At 73.1% G+C, this 18,563-nt stretch carries 18 protein-coding genes; 11 read left to right on the plus strand and 7 right to left on the minus strand.

The genetic code is table 11. The features are described 5' to 3' along the window. Positions 1 to 253: 253 nt before the first annotated feature. Positions 254 to 628 carry a hypothetical protein gene (locus ACIPSE_RS29225; protein ID WP_401668055.1) on the minus strand — a complete coding sequence of 125 codons (375 nt, stop codon included), beginning with the start codon at positions 626 to 628 and terminating at the stop codon, positions 254 to 256. Positions 629 to 924: 296 nt separating this feature from the next. On the opposite strand from ACIPSE_RS29225, the gene ACIPSE_RS29230 reads away from it, so the two are divergent. Next, positions 925 to 1,194 (plus strand): hypothetical protein, encoded by a 270-nt coding sequence (locus ACIPSE_RS29230; protein WP_401668057.1) that lies wholly within the window; start codon positions 925 to 927, stop codon positions 1,192 to 1,194. A 77-nt stretch (positions 1,195 to 1,271) separates the two neighbouring features. Here ACIPSE_RS29230 and ACIPSE_RS29235 read toward each other — a convergent pair whose 3' ends face one another. From ACIPSE_RS29235 to ACIPSE_RS29250, 4 genes are all read right to left on the minus strand, one after another. Then, positions 1,272 to 1,994, minus strand: a complete 723-nt coding sequence (locus ACIPSE_RS29235; protein ID WP_401668060.1) for a VOC family protein — start codon at positions 1,992 to 1,994, stop codon at positions 1,272 to 1,274. A 94-nt stretch (positions 1,995 to 2,088) separates the two neighbouring features. Further along, positions 2,089 to 2,523: an OsmC family protein gene (locus ACIPSE_RS29240; protein WP_401668063.1), complete on the minus strand. Its 435-nt coding sequence runs from the start codon at positions 2,521 to 2,523 to the stop codon at positions 2,089 to 2,091. 244 nt (positions 2,524 to 2,767) lie between these two features. Beyond that, entirely contained in the window at positions 2,768 to 3,796 is a 1,029-nt protein-coding gene (locus ACIPSE_RS29245; protein ID WP_401668065.1) for a P1 family peptidase, read from the minus strand. Positions 3,797 to 4,607: 811 nt separating this feature from the next. Next, positions 4,608 to 7,070: a tetratricopeptide repeat protein gene (locus ACIPSE_RS29250; protein WP_401668067.1), complete on the minus strand. Its 2,463-nt coding sequence runs from the start codon at positions 7,068 to 7,070 to the stop codon at positions 4,608 to 4,610. A gap of 175 nt (positions 7,071 to 7,245) precedes the next feature. Between ACIPSE_RS29250 and ACIPSE_RS29255 the strand changes: the two genes are divergently transcribed. From ACIPSE_RS29255 to ACIPSE_RS29270, 4 genes are all read left to right on the plus strand, one after another. Beyond that, positions 7,246 to 7,701 carry a carboxymuconolactone decarboxylase family protein gene (locus ACIPSE_RS29255; protein WP_401668070.1) on the plus strand — a complete coding sequence of 152 codons (456 nt, stop codon included), beginning with the start codon at positions 7,246 to 7,248 and terminating at the stop codon, positions 7,699 to 7,701. A gap of 54 nt (positions 7,702 to 7,755) precedes the next feature. Further along, positions 7,756 to 8,208, plus strand: a complete 453-nt coding sequence (locus ACIPSE_RS29260; protein WP_401668073.1) for a nitroreductase family deazaflavin-dependent oxidoreductase — start codon at positions 7,756 to 7,758, stop codon at positions 8,206 to 8,208. A gap of 71 nt (positions 8,209 to 8,279) precedes the next feature. Beyond that, a complete protein-coding gene (locus tag ACIPSE_RS29265; RefSeq protein ID WP_401668075.1) occupies positions 8,280 to 9,506 on the plus strand; it encodes an MFS transporter in 1,227 nt (408 codons plus the stop codon). 76 nt (positions 9,507 to 9,582) lie between these two features. After that, positions 9,583 to 10,818: a MalY/PatB family protein gene (locus tag ACIPSE_RS29270; RefSeq protein ID WP_401668077.1), complete on the plus strand. Its 1,236-nt coding sequence runs from the start codon at positions 9,583 to 9,585 to the stop codon at positions 10,816 to 10,818. A gap of 45 nt (positions 10,819 to 10,863) precedes the next feature. Here ACIPSE_RS29270 and ACIPSE_RS29275 read toward each other — a convergent pair whose 3' ends face one another. Continuing rightward, on the minus strand, positions 10,864 to 11,406 hold the full coding sequence (locus tag ACIPSE_RS29275; protein WP_401668080.1) for an FABP family protein: 543 nt from the start codon (positions 11,404 to 11,406) through the stop codon (positions 10,864 to 10,866). Between the two features lie 271 nt (positions 11,407 to 11,677). On the opposite strand from ACIPSE_RS29275, the gene ACIPSE_RS29280 reads away from it, so the two are divergent. The 3 genes from ACIPSE_RS29280 to ACIPSE_RS29290 all read left to right on the plus strand — a co-directional run bounded on the left by ACIPSE_RS29280 (position 11,678) and on the right by ACIPSE_RS29290 (position 15,424). Next, the gene (locus ACIPSE_RS29280) at positions 11,678 to 13,354 is read left to right on the plus strand and encodes a glycosyl hydrolase family 28-related protein (protein ID WP_401668083.1); all 1,677 of its coding nucleotides are present in this window, start codon (positions 11,678 to 11,680) and stop codon (positions 13,352 to 13,354) included. Next, the gene (locus ACIPSE_RS29285) at positions 13,351 to 14,634 is read left to right on the plus strand and encodes an alginate lyase family protein (RefSeq protein WP_401668085.1); all 1,284 of its coding nucleotides are present in this window, start codon (positions 13,351 to 13,353) and stop codon (positions 14,632 to 14,634) included. Before ACIPSE_RS29280 ends, ACIPSE_RS29285 begins: the two co-directional genes overlap by 4 nt. A gap of 151 nt (positions 14,635 to 14,785) precedes the next feature. Continuing rightward, positions 14,786 to 15,424, plus strand: coding sequence for a DUF6629 family protein (locus ACIPSE_RS29290; protein ID WP_401668088.1), 639 nt, complete (start codon positions 14,786 to 14,788; stop codon positions 15,422 to 15,424). Here the strand turns inward: ACIPSE_RS29290 and ACIPSE_RS29295 are convergent. Further along, the gene (locus ACIPSE_RS29295) at positions 15,421 to 16,008 is read right to left on the minus strand and encodes a YciI family protein (RefSeq protein WP_401668091.1); all 588 of its coding nucleotides are present in this window, start codon (positions 16,006 to 16,008) and stop codon (positions 15,421 to 15,423) included. The two genes, ACIPSE_RS29290 and ACIPSE_RS29295, sit on opposite strands and share 4 nt — an antisense overlap. Before the next feature lie 174 nt (positions 16,009 to 16,182). On the opposite strand from ACIPSE_RS29295, the gene ACIPSE_RS29300 reads away from it, so the two are divergent. The 3 genes from ACIPSE_RS29300 (at position 16,183) to ACIPSE_RS29310 (ending at position 18,240) form a co-directional block, all read left to right on the plus strand. After that, positions 16,183 to 17,052 (plus strand): fructosamine kinase family protein, encoded by an 870-nt coding sequence (locus ACIPSE_RS29300; RefSeq protein ID WP_401668094.1) that lies wholly within the window; start codon positions 16,183 to 16,185, stop codon positions 17,050 to 17,052. A gap of 87 nt (positions 17,053 to 17,139) precedes the next feature. Then, positions 17,140 to 17,676: an AAA family ATPase gene (locus ACIPSE_RS29305; protein WP_401668096.1), complete on the plus strand. Its 537-nt coding sequence runs from the start codon at positions 17,140 to 17,142 to the stop codon at positions 17,674 to 17,676. Positions 17,677 to 17,784: 108 nt separating this feature from the next. Continuing rightward, on the plus strand, positions 17,785 to 18,240 hold the full coding sequence (locus tag ACIPSE_RS29310) for a tellurite resistance TerB family protein (RefSeq protein ID WP_401668098.1): 456 nt from the start codon (positions 17,785 to 17,787) through the stop codon (positions 18,238 to 18,240). Positions 18,241 to 18,563 lie beyond the last annotated feature (323 nt).

The following is an 18,563-nucleotide window of genomic DNA, read 5'->3' on the forward strand; positions in this document are numbered from 1 at the left end:
CTCTGCCAACCAGCCCGCCTTCTCTGGGGGGGGGGCGCCCCCCCCCGCCGCGCCCCGCGGGGGCGCGGGGGGGGGGGCGGGGGGGGGGGGGGGGGGGGGGCCCCCCCCCCCCCCCCCCACCACGGGCCGCCCTCGGATGCCGATCCTTCACGCCCCGGGCCCGCCGCGACCGCACATTGGCCGCATGCTGATGTGGTGACTTGAAGAAGTCTTCACATCATGGGCAGCCGTGGCCCGGGACGTGGCGGACGCGCTAGATGTCGATCACCTCCTCCACCCGCTTGAGCTGGAGGCGGGCCATCGCCAGGTTCGAACGGACCTTGTCGAGGACGAGGTAGAGGAACAGGCCGTTGCCGGAACGGCCACTGACCAGGCGGATCAGGTGGTACTGCGCGTCCAGCGTGATCAGGATGTCCTCGATCTGACCCTTGAGTCCGAGCTGGTCCATCGTGCGGACCTTGGCCCGGATGACGTCCGTGTTCCCGGCCGCGGCGACGGTCAGGTCCAGGTCCTTGCCCCCGCCCAGGGTGCCCAGCGCCATTCCGCTGGTGTAGTCGACGACCGCGGCCCCCAACGCCCCTTCGACTCCGGCCATCATCTCCTTCAGCGACACTTCCACACTCGCCACAGCGGCCTCCCTTTGCGTGTCTTCGACGACGGCGGGCCGGCGCTCCCGACCCGCCTCGGTCCACGGACCGTACGCATGCCGCTCACACGTCCGGAGCGACTCTCTGGGACTGACGGAGGACGACCGGAGAAGGTCACTGAAGGATCATCCGGAGTGCGCTAAGTGCCCCTACCAGTGCGGAAGTTGACACCGGAGACCGGCGTTCCGGTAGGGGCGGGCACCGGCGATCCCGCTGCCAGGTCCCGTCCTCACGGCTAACTTGATTGGAGGGACGCCGAGTTGGGGGAGGACCGAGGATGAAGCGCTTGTGGAGACTGGGCGTGGCGATGGGTGCCGTGGTGGCCGCGTTGCTGCTCGCGGGGTGCAGCCAGCCCACGGACTACAGCGAGATCGTCACGTTCACGGACGAGCACGGCCGGGTGTGCACCGCGGCGGTGGTCGTCGACCAGGAGCAGAGCGAGGGGGACGACTACGAGGTCTCCAGCCTCGACTGCGACTATCCGCCGGACGGCCGCACACCGGGGCCCACGCGCTACTCGCCGATGCCCGAGCGGGATTCCGAGTAGGCCGGCGGCTCAGTGACCGGGCGCAGGGGAGCCGGTGGGCCGCTCGGCCACCGGCTCGACCCTGCCGCCTCCCGCGCTCATTGAGGGGGCAGGACGCAGAACTCGTTGCCGTCGGGGTCGGCCAGGACCACCGGGCCGGCCTCGCCCTGCCCGATGTCGAGGCGGGTGGCGCCGAGGGAGACCAGGCGCTCCACCTCGGCCCGCTGGTCGCCGCCCGCGGGTGGGGCGAGATCGAAGTGGAGCCGGTTCTTTCCGGTCTTGGGCGCGACCGGCGGACCGCCCCAGGTGACCTTCGGGCCGCCGAGGGGTGAGCGGATCGCCGTCTCCTCGTCCTGGTCCCACACCAGGGGCCAGTCCAGCGCCCGGTTCCAGAAGTAGCCGACCGCCTGGGAGCCGTCACTGGCGAGGGCGCCGATGAATCCGCAGTCGGCGAGGAACGTGTTGCCGGGTTCGATCACACAGAACTCGTTGCCCTCGGGGTCGGCGAGGACGACATGGCCCTCCTCGGGGAGCTGGCCGACGTCGATGTGGCGGGCGCCGAGTCCGAGGGCCCGCGCCACGACGTCCTGTTGGTCGTCGGCGGAGGTGCTCGTCAGGTCGAAGTGCATCTGGTTCGGGCCGGACTTCGGCTCCCGGCTCGCGGCGAACCGGAGCCGGAAGCCGGTGTCGTCGTCCGGCAGCAGGGCGATGCCCCCGTAGCGGTCCTCGGTCGTCTCCCAGCCCAGGAAGCCCGCCCAGAACCGGGCGAGCCGGTCCGGGTCGTTCGCGTCGAAACTGAGCGCGTGCAGGTGGGAAGTCATGTGCCCGGCATCTCCGATCCCCTGGCCGCCAGCCGCGGACAAGGGTTCACGCTAGGAGGGCCGGGAGGAGGACCGCAACGGAATAACGGAGGGCTCAGAGGCCCTCGACCGCGGTGGTCACCGGGGTGCCGATCTCGACGGTGCGGCTGACCGTGCACAGCCGGTCGTGGGAGGTCTTCACGGCGCGCGGGAGGATCGCCCGGGCGCGCTCGGCACCGTCGCCCTCGGGGAAGGCGACGGAGAAGGTGACCGCGAGGTCGGTGAGCCGGTTGCCGAGGTCGTCGGCGACCTTGTTGCCGGTCACGGTGACGGTGAAGGTGTCGGGTTCCGCGTGGCGGCTGGTCGCGATGTCGACGTCGACGGCCGAGCAGCCGCCGAGGGCCGCGAGCAGCAACTCGACCGGGGTGAAGGCGGTCTCCCCGTCGGACGCCGTCCCGAAGTCGATCGTGCCGCCCCGGGCGTTCGTCGCGGTGAAGTGGCCGGTGCTGGTGCGCTCGACGGTGACGGAGCGCGGAGAAGGGTCGGTCATACCGGCGACCCTACGGGCCGCGGCCGGGAACCCGGAAAGATCGACACGGCCCGGCTGCCCCGTGACGGCCCAGGTCGCGTCCGCGAAGTCCCGTCGTCCGCCCTGAGGGCGGCGGGGCAGGCGGGACTTCGCGGACACGACCCAGAGGGTGTGGCGAAAGTCCTGTGCGGTGCCCGCGGTGTTCGGTGCGTGGCCTCGGTGTGCCGGGCGCCGCGGGTGCTGTGCGGGACTTTCACCACACCCCCTAGCCGCCCAGCAGCGCGAGCAGTTCCGTCGCCGGGAGCGCGTGCCGGGTGTCGCCGTGCGGGCCCGTCGTGGTGGTGGCCGTGAGGAGGGAGTCGAGGACGGCTTCCTCGACGGCGTCCAGGACCGCGACGAAGAGGGGATCGAGGGCGGTGTCGGGGAGGGCGCGGGGGTCGGCGGGCCGGGTGGCGAAGGCGAGGGCGTAGTCGCCGCTGCCGTGGGCGTAGGCGGCTCCGCTTCGGGCCAGGGCGTAGACGGCGCGGCGGGCGAGGCGGGTGAGCTGGCGGGCGTCGAGCGGGGCGTCGGTGGCGGCGACGATCATGCAGGAGCCGTCGTCGGGGACGGGCCTCGGGTCCGGGAGGCCGACGTCGGCGGGGGTGACGGTGCGTCCCGCCACACGCAGGGTGCCGCCGAAGTTGGCCTGGACGAGGACGCCGAGGGTGACCGGGCCGTCGGCGAGGGCGAGCCGTCGCGAGGAGGTGCCGATGCCCGCCTTGAAGCCGAGCGCGGTCAGGCCGGTGCCGCCGCCGACACAGCCCTCGGCGACCGGTCCTGCGGATGCCCCGGTGAGGGCGGCGCGGACGTGTTCCTCGCGGACGGGACGGGAGCGGATGTCCGACAGGAGGCCGTCGTTGCACTCCCCCACCACCGGGTTCAGGCTCCGCGCGCCCGCCGTCTCGGGCCGCTCCAGGAGCCAGCCGACCAGGGCGTCGGCGGCGCGGAACGCGGACAGGGTGGAGGTGAGCAGGACGGGGGTCTCCAGCGTGCCGAGTTCGGCGACCTGGGTGCTGCCGAGGAGCTTGCCGTAGCCGTTGCCGACGAACACCCCGGCGGGCAACGGGCTTTCGGGGCCGACCCCGTCGGGGACGATCGCGGTGACACCGCTGTGCACACGGGGCGGGTCGACGAGAGTCGTATGGCCCACCCGGACGCCGGGGACGTCGGTGAGGGCGTTGTACGGCCCGGTGGGCAGGCCACCGACGCCCAGGCCGAGTGCGCGGGCTCGGGTGGGTGTTCCAGGTGTGTGCATGAGCGGGACAGTAGCCGGGGTGTCGGTTCCGGGGCGGCGACGGGTTCGGGACATCGGTCCGGGGCGCCACCGGTTGCGGATCATCGGGTGCGGGGCGCCGTTGCTCCCGGGGCGCCGATTCCGGGCGCCGGTTCAGCGTCGTCGTGGTTGGCGCGTTGCCGTCGGTCCCCCGGTCGTCGGTCCCCTGTCGCCGGCTCCGCGCCGCCGCCGGTCCCGGTCGTCGGTTCGCCCTCTTCGGCGGTCTCGGGTCACCGGTTCCCCATCGTCGATGGTGTCGCGTCGCCGCAGGTCCCGGTAGCCGGTTCCGGGTCGCCGCAGGTCCCGGGGCGACAGTCCCCAACTCGCCGATGGTCCCTGGTCTTCGTCGGTACCTGGTCTTCGTCGGTGGCGCGTTGCCGTCGGTCCTTGGTCGTCGGTGCCGCATAGTCGTAGGTCCACGGTCGCCAGTCCCGCGCCGCTGCTGGCCCCGGGACGTCGCCGGTCCCCGGTCGCCAGTTCCCCCTTTTCAGCGGTTCCGCGTCGTCGTCGGTTCCGCGTCGTCGTCGGTGCCGCGACGCCGAGGTCCCCAGTAACCGGTTCCGGGCCGCCGTCAGTCCTAGGTCGTCGCCTGTACCCGGCAGTCGTCTGTTCCGCGCCCCCACCGGTCTTCGGTCGCCAACGCCGCACAGTCCCCGGCCCCCGGTCGTCGGTACCGCCTCGTCACCCGTCCCACGGCATTGGTTCCGCGCCGCCGGTCCCAGGTCGTCGACGGGCCCGGTCGTCGGGAGCGGGGTGCCGTCGGCCCCTGGTCGACGGCACCAGCCAGGCACCCTCACGCTTCCGGCAGCGCCGCCTGTGCTGCCGCGCGGTGCTCCGCGGCGGCTGTCGGGTCGGTCGCGTCGAGGACCGCCGCGATGCCCTCGTGGGCCAGGGCCTCGGCGTGCCGGTGGCCGAGCGCGGGGGCGAGTTCCAGGGCCCGCCGGTGCAGTCGCAGCGCCTCGTCGGGCAGGCCGGCGAGCCGGCTCGTCTCACCGTAGGCGTTGAGGAAGTGGATCTTCCAGTGTTCCTCGAAGAGCTGGTCGAGCAGGGCGAAGGCGGCTCGGTGGCTGTCCAGGGCCTCCTCGTGGCGGCCCATCTGCCGCAGGGCCACGCCGAGGCAGTTCAGGCACCAGGCCTCGTTGTGCTTGTGTCCGTCCTCGCGGGCCAGGTCGAGGGCCTCGCGCAACTGCCGTACCGCCTCGTCCGGGTCCTCCTCGGCGAGGGCGACGCCGAGGGTGATGCGGGCCGTCAGCGCGGGCGCCCACGCGGGGTCGGCGGCGTGCGGGACGTCCAGGGCGGTCCGGGCGAGACGGGCGGCCTCCTCGCGGTGACCGAGCTGGAGCGTCGCCCAGGCCTCGTAGGCGATCGCGTGGGCGGTGCCGGTGGGGCAGTCGGCGTCGGCATACAGCTTGGCGGCGAGCCGGAAGAGGTCGAAGGGTTCCTCGACGTGGCCCTGGTCCCAGCGCAAGTAGGCGCGACGCATGGTCAGTTCGGCCTCCGCGAGGGTGTCCCGGGCGCGGATCACCAGGGGTTGGGCGGCGTCGTAGGCGGCTTCGGCCTCCGCCGTGCGGCCGGCGTTGTGGCGGGCGAAACCCAGGTCGCTGTGGGCCTCGGCGAGATGCAGCGGGTCGTCCAGTCTGCGGGCGGCGGCCAGGGACCGTTCGAAGAGGGTGTTGAGCAGGGTGGTGCCGCACCGGCGGGCGAAGTAGGCCCGCATGAAGCGCGGCAGTTCGCACACGTGCCGGTCGGCTCCGGCGGCGTCGGCGGCCTCGAAGACGGCCAGAAGGTTGGTGTACTCCGTGCCGAACCACGCCATGGCCGCGTACTTGCCGTCGAACTGCGGCAGAGCGGCGGGGCGTTGTCCCGCGACGGGCTCGCGGCTGAGGGCGAGGAAGGGCATCGTGGCGTCGGCGGAGGCCGCCGCGTGCACGTAGTAGTCGAGGACACGGACGAGCGCCCGGTCGCGTTCCGCCGCGCTGTCCTGCTGGGTGGTGGCGCGGCGCGCGTGCTGGTGCACGAGGTCGTGGAGCCGGTAACGGCCGTACAGGTGCTGCTGGACGAGGTGGGCGTCGAGGAGGTCCTCCAGTGTGGCGCGGGCGTCGCGCAGGGGGACGTCGGCCAGGGCGGCGACGACGTACTCGTCGAAGGTCGCTCCGGGAAGCAGGCCCAGCAGCCGGAACAGCCGGCGCTGGGGGTGGGTCAACTGCCGTACGGACATGGCGAACGCGGTGTCGAACTCGCCGACGCCCTCGGCCATCCGCTCCACGAGGATGCCGACGGTCCAGCCCGGCCGGTGCCGTAGCCGGGCCGCGGCCAGCCGCAGGGCCAGCGGGAGCCGGCCGCAGCGGCGCAGCACCTCCGCGGTGGCGTCCGGGTCGCGGGCGAGCCGGCCTTCGGGGCCATCGCCCTCGCCGCTGGCGGCGGCGAGCAGCCGGGAGCTCTCCTCCTCGGTGAGGACGTCCAGGGAGACCGGGGGCACGTCGTCGAGGCCGAGGAGCCGGTTGCGGCTGGTGACGACGGCGACGGAGTCACCGGCACCGGGCAGCAGCGGGCGGACCTGGTCGGCGTCGGCGGCGTTGTCGAGCACCACGACGGCCCGTACCGCGGCGAGTTCGGCGCGCCAGCAGGCGGCGAGCTGCTCGACTCCCCCGTCCTGCGGGACCTTCTCGGAGGGGACGCCGAGCGCGGCGAGCAGGGTGCGCAGGGCGCGGTCGTGGTCGAGCGGGGTACGGCCGTCGGTGAAGCCGTGCAGGTCCAGGTAGAGCTGGGCGTCGGGGTGGTCGGCGGCGAGCCGGTGCGCGGCGTGCACCGCGAGGCAGGTCTTGCCGACGCCCGCCATGCCGTCGACGGCGACCACACGGCTGCTCCTCACGGCGTCGAGCAGTGCGGCGAGTTGGTCCTCGCGTCCGGTGAAGTCGGGCACGTCACGCGGGAGTTCGTTGCGGGGCGGACGCGGGGCGTCGGCCGGCGGCATCGGCGGGTGGACCTGGCGGCTCGTCCTCGGCGGCGCGGGAAGGGGGTTGGAGGCGCGCTCCCACAGCGGGCGCAGGGGGCGGGGGTCCCGCTTCACGAGCCGGCACAGCGCGACGACCGCGGGCCAGGGCGGCGCGGTCCGGCCGCTGAGATAGCGGGAGAGGGAGGAGGAGCTGAGCCCGGTGTCCCGGGCCAGGGCTCGTACGCCGAGCCCGGACAGTTCCTGGATCAGCCGCAGCCGTAGGGCCAGTTCGTCCCGTGCCGTCGCCTCGGACACCGCCATCGTTCTCCCCCGTCGTCCCACCGCCGAACTGTCCGTCCGCCCCGACTCATGCCTGCTCAGGGCCGTTTCGGCTGTCCCACGGTGTCCCACGCCCGTCGTCCTGGCAAGCCCTCGGCGCTGAGATGGAGTCACGCCCCGGGGAACACCGGGGCACCGAACCGGAGGAGTGAACGTGATGCAGTCCCGTATGCAGAGCCCCGCCGCCGTCCTGCCCGACGCCATGGGCGCGATCCAGGGCCTGATCAAGGCCGTTCAGTCGGGCGGCGTCGAGGGGCACACCCTGGAGCTGGTGCATCTGCGGGCCAGTCAGATCAACGGGTGCAGCGCCTGTGTCGACGGCGGCGTCAAGTCGGCCCGCAAGGCGGGGGTGAGCGAGGAGCGCCTCGCGACCGTCGCCGCCTGGCGCGAGACGCCGTACTTCTCCGAGGAGGAGCGTGCGGCGCTGGCGCTGACCGAGTCCGCGACACGGCTCGCCGACCGGTCCGACGCGGTGAGCGACGAGGTGTGGGACACCGCCGCCACCTACTTCGACGAGAAGCAGCTCGCCGCGATCGTGCTGATGATCGGCCTGACGAACCTGTTCAACCGGCTCAACGCCACGACCCGGCAGATCGCCGGCGCGTGGGGCTGACCCGCCCGCCTTCGAGGACGACGACAGAGCGACCGGCACCGAGCGGAGACAGCCATGACGGACAAGGACAAGCGGCACGGATCGTTCTCGCGGTGGATGCAGCACCGGATGAACGCCCGGACGAACCGTAGGATCCGGCGGGGGCGCGGCACGTTCATGGGGATGGACGTCCTGATCCTGCACACGGCGGGCCGCCGCAGCGGGGAGCCCCGCGAGACGCCCGTGGCGTGGTTCGAGGACGCGGCGGGCGGGGAGGACACCTGGCTGGTCGTCGCGTCGGGCGGTACGACACGGCACCCGGACTGGCACCTCAACCTGCTGGGGCGCCCGGAGCGGGCGTCGGTCGAACTGCCCGGCCGGACCGCCGTACCGGTGGCGGCGCGGGTCCTCGACGGCGCCGAGCGGGAGCGGGCGTGGCGGCGGGTCACCGAGGCCCAGCCGCGCTACGCGAAGTACCAGAGCAGGTCCGACCGGCAGTATCCGCTGGTCCGGCTCACCCCGAGGTGAGCGGGTCGGAGTCCGCCGGCCCGGCGCACCTCCCGGTGACCGGGTCGGCACCACGGCGAAAGGGGTCAGGCGTGTCCGGCACCACCGAGGTGAACCGCTCCTACCGTGACGTCCTGGTGCGCCGTCCGCTGCTGGCGGGGCTGCTGCTGGGCGACCTGCTGGCGAACGCGGGCACGGGCATGCTGATCGTGGCGATGCCCGTGCAGACGCTGGCCGTGCACGGCTCGGTGGACCCGGCGTACGCGATCGGGATGGTGGAGGCGGCGCCGTTCCTGCTGGCGACGGTGCTCGCCCTGGCCATCGGGCTGGGGCGGGTGTCGGTGCCGCCGAGGCGGCTGCTGCTCGTGGACTGTCTGCTGCGGGCGGTCGCGCTGACCGCGCTGGGGGTGCTCGCCGTGACGGACCGGCTCACGCTGCCGGTCCTGGTCGGCGGGCTGCTCCTCGGCAGCACCTGCCGGATCGCGGGCGCGGGCAGCCGGCGCCTGCTCGCCACGTCGATGGTGGGGGACGCGGACCGGTTCGCCGTCAACGGACTGCTGGGGCTGGGCACCAACGTCGCCCTGTACGTCGCCGGGCCGGTGGCCGGAGGGCTGCTCGTGGCGTCGGCGGGGGCCGGGTGGGCGCTGTTCGCCGACGCGTGCGGGGCGTTGATCCTGCTCGCGGCGGTGGTGCGGTGCGCGCCGCAGCCCGCCGCCGAGCCCGAGCGGGGCGAATCGGGGTGGCGGATCATGCGCCGGCAGCCGATGGCGGGGCGGCTGCTCGTCGTCGTGTTCTTTTTCTTCTTCCTGTACATGCCGATCGAGGTGGCGCTGCCGCTGTACGTCCGGGACACCCTGCACAGCGGGGCGTCCGGGCTGGGGCTGCTGTGGACGGCGCTGGGCGTCGGGACGATCGTGGGCGCGGCCCTGGTCGACCGGCTGCGCGGGCTGCCGCAACGCCCGCTGCTGGTCGTGATCATCGCGTTGTGGGCGCTGTGCCCGATCGCGCTGGCCGCGGTGGACGGCCAGGCGGCGGCGATGGTCGTCTTCGCTCTCGGGGGGCTGGTCTGGGCGCCGTTCACGCCCGTCGCGTACAGCTTCCTCCAGTCGGGGCTGAGCCCTGAGGAGCAGCAGCCGGTCGTCACGCTGTGGGCGACCGGGTCGAACGTGGCGGTGCCGCTCGGGCTGCTGGCGGGCGGTCCGCTGATCGCGCTCACGACGGTGCACACCGCTCTGGTGCTGTCCGGGCTGCTGACACTGCTGCTGGCGCCGCTCGCGGCGTGGGGCGTGCTGGCGGGAAAGGCGCGCCGGGCCGGGTGATCGTGGACCGAGGCGGGTGGGTATCGGCATGGTCGACACGGCGGGCGTCCGCCGCGTCCGTTCCAGGGAGGGCAGCATGACCGATGTCCCGTTCGTACGGCCCGACTCCGACCGCGCCGGTCCGCTCGGCCGGCTGACGCTGGAGCGGTTGCGGCGGCGCACCAGCATGAAGTGGCGCACGCATCCGGAGGACGTCCTGCCGCTGTGGGTCGCGGAGATGGACGTCCCGTTGGCCGGACCCGTCGCCGACGCCCTGCGCGCGGCGATCGGCCTCGGCGACACCGGGTACCCGCACGGGACCGCGTACGCCGAGGCGGTGGCCGCGTTCGCCGCGGAGCGCTGGGGCTGGGACGGGCTGAGGGTGGAGCGCACGGCGCTGGTGCCGGACGTGATGCTGGGTGTCGTCGAGGTGCTGCGGCTGGTGACCGCGCCCGGGGACGCGGTCGTGGTGTGCTCCCCGGTGTACCCGCCGTTCTACGCGTTCGTCACCCATGACGCCCGGGAGGTCGTCGAGGCGCGTCTGGGGCCGGATCTCCGGGTCGATCTGGGCGCGTTGCAGGACGCGTTCGTACGGGCCCGGCGCGGGGGCCGCGGTGCCGCGTTCCTGCTGTGCAACCCGCACAACCCGACCGGGACGGTGCACACGCGTGGGGAGTTGGAGGCCATGGCGGCGCTCGCGCGCGAGCACGGGGTGCGGGTGGTGTCCGACGAGATCCACGCGCCGCTGGTGCTGCCGGGGGCCGAGTTCACGCCGTTCCTGAGTGTGCCGGGCGCGGACGACGCGTTCGCGCTCGTGTCCGCGTCCAAGGCCTGGAACCTCGCGGGGGTCAAGGCGGCGCTGGCCGTCGCGGGCCCTGGGGCCGCCGGGGAGTTGCGGCGGATGCCGGAAGAGGTCGGGCACGGGCTCAGCCACCTCGGGGCCATCGCGCACACGGCGGCCTTCCGCGAAGGCGGGCCCTGGCTGGACGAGTTGCTCCTCGACCTCGACGGGAACCGGCGTCTGCTGGGCGAGCTGGCCGCGCTGCACCTCCCCGGTGTCCGATGTCATCGCCCCGAGGGCACGTACCTGGCGTGGCTCGACTGCACCGCTCTGGGGCTGCACGACGAGCACCGGGGCCCCGGTGAGCCGGGCGTGGTGAGCGATCTGGACGGCCCCGCGCGGATGTTCTTCGACAAGGCCAGGGTCGCCCTCAGCTCGGGGCACGTCTTCGGGTCGGGCGGGGAGGGTCACGTACGGCTCAACTTCGCCACGTCACCGGCGATCCTGCGGGAGGCGCTGACGCGGATGGGCGAGGCGGTACGGGGTCTGTGACCGGGCCGCACCGGTCCGCCGAGGCGCCTGGAACGCGTCCGGCGCCTAGGGGACGCGTCGCAGGGTGGCGGCCAGGTGGTGCTGCAACGGCTGTCCCACGGCGGCGAGTTCGTGGGCGAAGGTCAGCGTGTCGGCGTCGGTGAGGGTGTAGCGGCGGCGGGTGGCCTCGACGTCCTTGGCGGTGGGGGTGACCGCGACCTGGTCGGTCGAGAGGTCGACGGTGCCGTCCGCGGCGTGGCCGACCGCGAGTTCGGCGATCCCGGTGGGCTGGGTGATGAGCGCCTCCACCCTGCCCTCGGGCCGCAGCCGCCACCAGCCGCTCTCCCGGGCCGCCGGGCGCAGCGGCGCGCCCTCCGCGTCCAGCAGCCAGGCCCGGGCCTCGTAGTGCAGGAAGGGCCGGCCGTCGTGGCTGAACGTGACGACCTGCGCGTAGGTGAAGTCCTCGGCGAGGGTGGGGTATTCGCCGTGGCCGCGGCCGTGCCAGGTGCCGAGCAGGGCGAGGACCGGGCCGAGCAGGGGGTGGGGTGCGGGCGCCTGGTCGGGCCGCACGGCGTCCGGGTAGGGCGGCTCGGTCGTCGGGTCGGGCACGGTGGGTCTCCAGGAATGCGGTTCCGGTGGTGGGCAAAGCTTAGAACCCGCTGCGGTCCGGGGTTCACACCTCTGACTCGTGAGTTCCGCGCGCCGCCTCAATGGTCCATGCCAATAAACCGCGCGCGACCCCTTCTCCCCCCAGGGACGGCGTGGCATGCTCACCGCTCGACGCAAATCTGAACGTCGTTCACATTCCTGAATACAGAGGGGGAGGACGGGCATGCGAGAAGCGCCGACGGACACCCGCGCGGTGCCAGGAGTCACAGGCATGACCAGACGGGCACTGCTCGTGAGCGCCGTCGCGGTGGCGGCCGGTGCCGGATCCAGTGAGGTGACCGCCGCCGCCACGGGAACGGCCGGGGCCTCGGCCACCACCGGGCAGGTCCCGTCCCTGTGGGCGGAGTTCGGCCTCACCCCCTTCACCCACCCGCAGATCCCCTTCGTCGGCCGCGCGGGTTGCCACGGCGGAGCGGTGCGGCTCCCGCGGCGGCCGGTCGTCGCCGATGTGCGCGACTTCGGCGCCGTGGCCGACGGCACGACGGACTCCGCACCCGCGATCAACCGTGCCATCGCCGCCGCCGGAAGGGCCGGCGGTGGCACGGTCTCCCTACCCGCAGGAACCTTCCGGATCGACGACGTCATCCGCGTCGGCCACTGCAACGTGGTCCTCAAAGGCGCCGGGAGCGGCCGTACGACCCTCCTGGCGACGAAGAGCCTGACGGAGCTGATCGGCGTGTACGGCTCCCGGTACGGCGGCGACAAGTCGGCCTGGTCCTGGGCCGGTGGGCTCATCTGGCTGGCGCCCCAAGCGCGTTGGGACTCCCTCGTCTCGGCCGTCCGGGCGAAGGCCTGGCCCTTCGAGGGCTGGACGGGCAACGCCCGCGACGAGTGGCGTCCCCTCACCGCCGTCGAACCGGCGCTCCAGGGCTCCTGGACCGTCACGGTCACCGACCCGTCGCGCCTGCGCCCCGGCGACCTGGTCCTGCTCCGGCTCACCGACGACGCCGAGCACACCCTCCTGGAGCACATGTGCGGCGGCGGACCGGGAACGGAGGCGTATGTCTGGGACGACAAGACGAAGTTGACGTCGTACGTCCCCCACGAGTGGCCCGTCCGTATCGCGAGGGTCCACGGCGGACGCGTCACCCTCGAACGCCCCCTCCCCCTCGACGTACGCCCGGAGTGGAACCCTCAACTGACCACCCACGTGGCGGCGTTGACGGGCTCCGGGGTCGAGGGACTGACCCTGGAGGTGCCGGAGCTCGCGCAGCAGCCGCATCTCCTGGACAAGGGGTTCAACGGCGTGTCCCTGCAATGCGCCTACGACTGCTGGGTGGACGACGTGACAGTCCGCAACGTCGACAACGGCTTCGGACTCGTCGCCGCGTCCGCGTGCACCCTGCGGCGGACACGGGTGACCGGACGCGGGGCGCACCACCCCTACTTCTGCCGCGAGGGCTCGCACGACAACCTCGTCGAGGACTTCACCATCGAGGCGCGCACCACGCCCGCGCCGTCCACCACGCAACTGCACGGCATCAACGTCGAAGGGCTGTCGTCGTACAACGTCTGGTCGCGCGGGGTGATGCGGACGGGCACCTTCGACAGCCATCGCGGGCTGCCCTTCGCCAACGTCCGCACCGACATCACGATCGAGAACAACGGGCGCCACGGCGGCGACGCGAGCGCCGGTCCGCTCTACGGCGCGCGGTTCGCCCACTGGAACATCCGGGTGACCAACGGCCGGGCGGGACTGGTCAGGATCGACGGGCTGGCGCCGTACTCGGCCACCGTCGCCATCAGCGAGGTCACCGAGTTCGACCAGATCGACGTACCCGACTTCACGGGAGATCTGCACGCGCGGCTGGAGCTGTACGGCCGTCCGGACGCGGTGCGGCCACGCAATCTGTACGAGGCGCAGCGGGAGTTGGGGGTCGGACGATGAGGGCCGGGTCAGGGGCCGGGGTGCGGATCGGGGTGCGGATCGGGGTGCTGCTCTCCGCGTTCGCCACGTTCGCCGTCCCAGCGGTCCCGGTCGCGCAGGCGGGGCCCGTCGTACCGCATACGGCGGTGCTCGACGGGACGCGTCTTCAGCGGACAAAGCTGCGGCTGCACCAGGGCGATCCACAACTCCGCCAGGCCGTCCGGACGTTGACGGCACGAGCGGACAACTGGCTGGACCAGGGCCCGTGGACGGTCGTCGACAAGCCGCGGCCCGCACCGGGCGGAGACGTGCACGACTACCTGAGCCAGGCCCCGTACTGGTGGCCGACCACGGCCCCGACGGCCGACAACCCGTGGGGCTGCCCGTACGTGCAGCGCGACGGACAGCGCAATCCCGAGGTCGACAGCGGCACCGACCGCCAGGACGTCGAGAAGACCTTCGACTCCGCCTACGACCTCTCCCTGGCCTGGTACTACACCGGCGACCGGCGCTACGCCCGCAAGGCCGGACAGGTGCTGCGGACCTGGTTCCTCGACCCGGCGACCCGGATGAACCCGAACCTGGACCACGCCCAGTTCATCCCCTGCAAGTACGACGGCCGGGCGATCGGCGTCATCGACTTCTCGCAGTCGTTCACCAGCGTCCTCGACGCGATCGCCCTCCTCGACACGGGCGCCCCGGGCTGGACCACGGCGGACGCCACCGGCATGCGCCGGTGGAACACCGACTTCCTCGACTGGCTGAGGAACAGCGACTTCGGCCGGCAGGAGGCTGCGGCCACCAACAACCACGGCACCTTCTACGACATGCAGCTCGCCGGACTCGCGTACGCGACCGGCGACCGGGCGCTCGCCCGCCGGACCGTGCTGGAGGCGCGCGCCAGGCGGATCGCGCCGCAGATCGCGGCCGACGGCAGCCAGCCCCAGGAGCTGGCGCGGACCCGGAGCTGGCACTACTCGACGTTCGACCTGGTGGCCTACACGCGGCTCGCGGCGATCGGCCGGCAGGTGGGCGTGGACCTGTGGGCGTACCGGGGTCCGGACGGGCAGAGCCTGTTCAAGGCGGTGGGCTACCTGCTGCCCGCCGCGACGGGCGCCGCACCCTGGCCCCATCCCGAACTGGAGTTCCACCGGTTCGCGGCGACGGACGTCGTGCACGCGGCGGCCGACGCCGGGGACGCCCGGGCCCGGGAGGCCGTACCGCTGCTGGAGACCCCACCCAGTGGCGACCTCTGGGCGCTGCGCCCCGCGGCGGAACAGCTGGACTCGATCGCGGGCTGACCGGCCTCCGGGCCGTCAGGGCGTGGACGGGCAGGACGACGGCCCGTCCACGCCCTGCGTCCCGTTCATGTCACGGTGGCGCCACCGACCTGCTCGGGTGCGCCCCGCGCGCCCTGCACACGCCCGCGCGGGCCCGCCGTAGCGTGGCCGGATGTGTTGGAGCGCTACGGCCGATCTCGTCGCGGGCAGCTGTGTCGCGGCCGTCGGTGCCGTCTGTGTCGCGCGGGTGCGCGACCCCCGTGACCTCCCGCTCGCCGCGCTGCCCCTGCTGCTGGGCGCGCACCAGCTGGTGGAGGCCCGGGTCTGGGTCAACGGGGGCGGCAGCGGCCCGGCGACGCTCGTGTGGGCCGTCATCGCGTTCCCGCTGCTCGCCGTGTACGTACCGGCGGCGGTGCTGTGCGCCGCCGCGCCCCGCGCCCGGCGCCGGCTGCTCGGCCTCCTGGCGATCGGAACGGCCACCGCCGCAGCGCTCGCCCACGCCCTGGCCACACGCACGGTGACGGCCGAGATCCGCGGCCACACGGTCGGCTACTCGCTCGGCCTGACACACACCTCGCTGCTCGTCACCGGCTACCTGCTGGCAACCGTCGGCTCCCTGCTGCTCTCCGGCGACCGACGGCTGCTGGTACTGGGCCTGCTGATGGCGGCGGGCGCCACGGTCTCCTGGACCCTGTGGCGCCTGGAGTTCGTCTCCACCTGGTGCGCACTCGCGGCGCTGTGCTCGGTGGTGCTGCTGGGGTGGGTACGGTCCAGGGGGTCGGCGCGGAGCGTCCCCCGAGTGGATCGCTAGCGCCGACCTCCGAACATCCAGTCGTGGATCTCGACGGTCTCGTAGCGGCCGTCCCTGGCGTAGGGGTCGTTCGCGATGAGGGTCTCGGCTGTGGCGCGGTCCGGGAGTTCGACGAGGAGGGCGGTGCCCTGCCAGGTGGTGCCGTCGTCGGAGAGCAACGGGCCGTAGGCGATGAGGCGTTCGCGGTAGGACGTGTCGAGGTAGCGGGCCTGGGCCTCGTCGGCCCGTGTGTCCGTGCGGCCCTGGGCGATGATCAGGAAGCGGTGGTGGTCGGGCTGTGCGTGGGCGTACTCCCACATCGTGCGGCCGAGGACGTTGGTCCAGCGGCGGATGAGCACCTCGCCGTAGACTCCCGCCCGGTGGTTGGGCTCCTCGAAGGCGAACGCGTGGGCCGTCTCGGCGTCCGGCAGGTCGACGATGTGCAGGCTGCCGGTCACGTTGTCGTCGTCGTCCAGGGTGAACGTAGGGCCGCGGGCGATCATGCGGTCGGCGTAGCCGTCCATGAACGTCCAGTGTTCCTCCGCCAGTTCGAGCCGTTTCGGCATCGAGCCCTGCTTGTCGCGGCAGTAGAAGAAGTACTCCATGTCGCTCCCCCCGGAACGTCGTGCGTGCCACCGGGACCGGCGGCGTCGGATCGTACCAACGTTCGGATGCGGGGTTGCCGGGATGCGGAATCGCGGCCCGTGGGTATTCCTGGACTCGGGTGACGTGAGCGGGCGGAGGGTCGTGGTGGTGGACGTGGGATCGGCGGTGTGCGGGTGACGGGGCCGGGCGAGGCACCCGGGGCCGTCGCGGCCCGGTTGACCGGGCGTGCGGTGACGGGGCTGCGGCCCCTCACGGGGTCGGTCACCGAAGTCGCCCTGGACGGGGGGACGGTGGTGGTCAAGGACGCCGGTGAACCGGCGGCGGCCCGCGCCGAGGCGGCGGGGCTGGACTGGCTCGCCGCGGCCGGACCCGGTGCGGTGCGGGTCCCTCTCGTCCTCGGCCGCGAGGGGCGCTGGCTGGTCACCGAACGGGTCCCGGAAGGGCGGCCGAGCCGTGCCGCGGCGGTGCGGTTCGGCCGCGCGCTGGCCCGGACGCACTCGGCCGGGGCGGAGGCGTTCGGTACGCCGCCGCCGGGCGGGACGGCGGACGCGTACATCGGGCTCGCTCCCCTGCGCAACGTACCCGGCGGCGACTGGCCCACCTGGTACGCCGAACACCGGGTGCTGCCCTATCTGCGCCGTGCCGCCGACGACGGGACGCTGCGGTCCGGCGAGGCCGCCGTGATCGAGCGGGTCTGCGAGCGGCTGCCCGCGCTCGCCGGTCCCGCCGAGCCCCCGGCCCGGCTGCACGGGGACCTCTGGAACGGCAACGTCCTGTGGGGCGCCGACGGCGACGTCCGGCTGATCGACCCCGCGGCCCACGGCGGGCACCGCGAGACCGACCTCGCCATGCTCCGCCTCTTCGGCTGCCCTCACCTGGACGACATCCTGACGGCCTACGACGAGACCGCCCCGCTCGCCCCCGGTCACCACCGCCGCGTCGGCCTGCACCAGCTCTTTCCGCTCCTGGTCCACGCGGTCCTCTTCGGCCGCTCGTACGCGGAACAGGCGCTCTCCGAGGCCCGGCGCCTCCTCATCGACTGAGCGGCTGAGCGGCTGATTCTCTGAGCGGCTCAGAGAATCAGCATCTCAGCAACCAAGACTCCACGTCTCACCGACAGGGGCCCGAGCATGACGCACTCCACCCGTCTGATCGTGCTGCGCGGCAACAGCGCCAGCGGCAAGAGCTCGGTCACGGCCGGGCTGCGCGCCCGCTACGGCCGGGGCATGGCCGTCGTCGGCCAGGACGTCCTGCGCCGCGAGGTCCTGCACGAGCGCGACATCCCCGGCGGCGCGAACATCGGCCTGATCGACCTGACCGTGCGCCACGCGCTGTCCCACGGCTTCCACACCGTCCTGGAGGGCATCCTGCACACCTCGCGCTACGGCGACATGCTCGCCGGGCTCTTCGCCGACCACCCCGGCCGCAGCCACTGTTTCTACCTGGACGTCCCGTTCGACGAGACGCTGGCCCGGCACGCCACCAAACCCATCGCCGACGCGGTCTCCGCCGACCAACTCCGTCGCTGGTACAGCCCGCTGGACCTTCTGCCCGGCGGCGTCGAGACCGTGATCCCGGCGTGCAGCACGCTCGACGCGACGGTCGAGCGGGTGCTGCGCGCGTCGGGTCTGACCCCGTCGGGTGAACAGTCGGGGGCGACCGGCTGATCCCGGAACTTCTCGGGCCGGCCGCTAGTTTCTACGTTGCTGTAGATCTTACGGAGCACCGGACCGTCGAACGGGCGGGCCGGGCCCGATACACCGTTTGGAGTGCGCATGGCCCTGTGGGACCGCTTCAAGGAGTCCGCGTCGACGATGCAGACACAGCTCTTGGCGAAGAAGAACGACCTCAAGAGCGGCGCCTTCCGCGACGCCAGCATGGCCATGTGCGCGCTGGTGGCCGCCGCGGACGGCAGCGTGGACCCGTCCGAGCGGCAGCGCGTGGCCCAGCTGATCGCCACGAACGAGGTGCTGCAGAACTTCGACGCCATGGACCTCCAGCGGCGCTTCGACGAGAACCTGGCCAAGCTGACCACCGACTTCGCGTTCGGCAAGGTGAGCGTGCTCCAGGAGATCGGCAAGGCGAAGAAGAAGCCCGCCGAGGCGCGTGCGGTCGTCCAGATCGGCATCGTGATCGGCGGCGCCGACGGCGACTTCGACAAGACGGAGCAGGCCGTCGTGCGTGAGGCGTGTTTCGCGCTGGACCTGCCGCCGCACGAGTTCGACCTCTGACATCCTCCCGCCACTGACCGCATTCCGTCTCTGATCACCTCCCGACGCCGATCGGACTCCGTCTCCGGTCACATCCCGTCGCTGATCGTCCCCGGCGCACGGGGCGGGCCCTGCCGGTCCGCCCCTCGCCGGTGCGGCATGCGCCGCCCACGACAGATCTGCGCGCCGCCGAGCCGCTGCCACCACCCCCTGCCCCCGCCGCACCCCTCCCGCGCACTTCACGTGCGACGGGCCGTAGGGAGACCCCGCCACGAACGGCGTCCCGCCGCGCTTCTCCCGGCGTAGGAGAAGCGCTCTGTTTCCGGGCGGCGAGCGTGTATTGA

The sequence above is a fragment of the Streptomyces sp. NPDC090106 genome (assembly GCF_044747265.1).
Classification (GTDB): domain Bacteria; phylum Actinomycetota; class Actinomycetes; order Streptomycetales; family Streptomycetaceae; genus Streptomyces.

What these genes read in the sequence shown, in the direction of transcription:
- ACIPSE_RS29235 (WP_401668060.1), bottom strand. Translation starts at nt 1,994, where the DNA reads ATGACTTCCCACCTGCACGCGCTCAGTTTCGACGCGAACGACCCGGAC.
- ACIPSE_RS29295 (WP_401668091.1), bottom strand. Translation starts at nt 16,008, where the DNA reads ATGGAGTACTTCTTCTACTGCCGCGACAAGCAGGGCTCGATGCCGAAA.
- ACIPSE_RS29290 (WP_401668088.1), top strand. Translation starts at nt 14,786, where the DNA reads ATGTGTTGGAGCGCTACGGCCGATCTCGTCGCGGGCAGCTGTGTCGCG.
- ACIPSE_RS29280 (WP_401668083.1), top strand. Translation starts at nt 11,678, where the DNA reads ATGACCAGACGGGCACTGCTCGTGAGCGCCGTCGCGGTGGCGGCCGGT.
- ACIPSE_RS29240 (WP_401668063.1), bottom strand. Translation starts at nt 2,523, where the DNA reads ATGACCGACCCTTCTCCGCGCTCCGTCACCGTCGAGCGCACCAGCACC.
- ACIPSE_RS29250 (WP_401668067.1), bottom strand. Translation starts at nt 7,070, where the DNA reads ATGGCGGTGTCCGAGGCGACGGCACGGGACGAACTGGCCCTACGGCTG.
- ACIPSE_RS29260 (WP_401668073.1), top strand. Translation starts at nt 7,756, where the DNA reads ATGACGGACAAGGACAAGCGGCACGGATCGTTCTCGCGGTGGATGCAG.
- ACIPSE_RS29305 (WP_401668096.1), top strand. Translation starts at nt 17,140, where the DNA reads ATGACGCACTCCACCCGTCTGATCGTGCTGCGCGGCAACAGCGCCAGC.
- ACIPSE_RS29230 (WP_401668057.1), top strand. Translation starts at nt 925, where the DNA reads ATGAAGCGCTTGTGGAGACTGGGCGTGGCGATGGGTGCCGTGGTGGCC.
- ACIPSE_RS29270 (WP_401668077.1), top strand. Translation starts at nt 9,583, where the DNA reads ATGACCGATGTCCCGTTCGTACGGCCCGACTCCGACCGCGCCGGTCCG.
- ACIPSE_RS29285 (WP_401668085.1), top strand. Translation starts at nt 13,351, where the DNA reads ATGAGGGCCGGGTCAGGGGCCGGGGTGCGGATCGGGGTGCGGATCGGG.
- ACIPSE_RS29245 (WP_401668065.1), bottom strand. Translation starts at nt 3,796, where the DNA reads ATGCACACACCTGGAACACCCACCCGAGCCCGCGCACTCGGCCTGGGC.
- ACIPSE_RS29255 (WP_401668070.1), top strand. Translation starts at nt 7,246, where the DNA reads ATGCAGTCCCGTATGCAGAGCCCCGCCGCCGTCCTGCCCGACGCCATG.
- ACIPSE_RS29310 (WP_401668098.1), top strand. Translation starts at nt 17,785, where the DNA reads ATGGCCCTGTGGGACCGCTTCAAGGAGTCCGCGTCGACGATGCAGACA.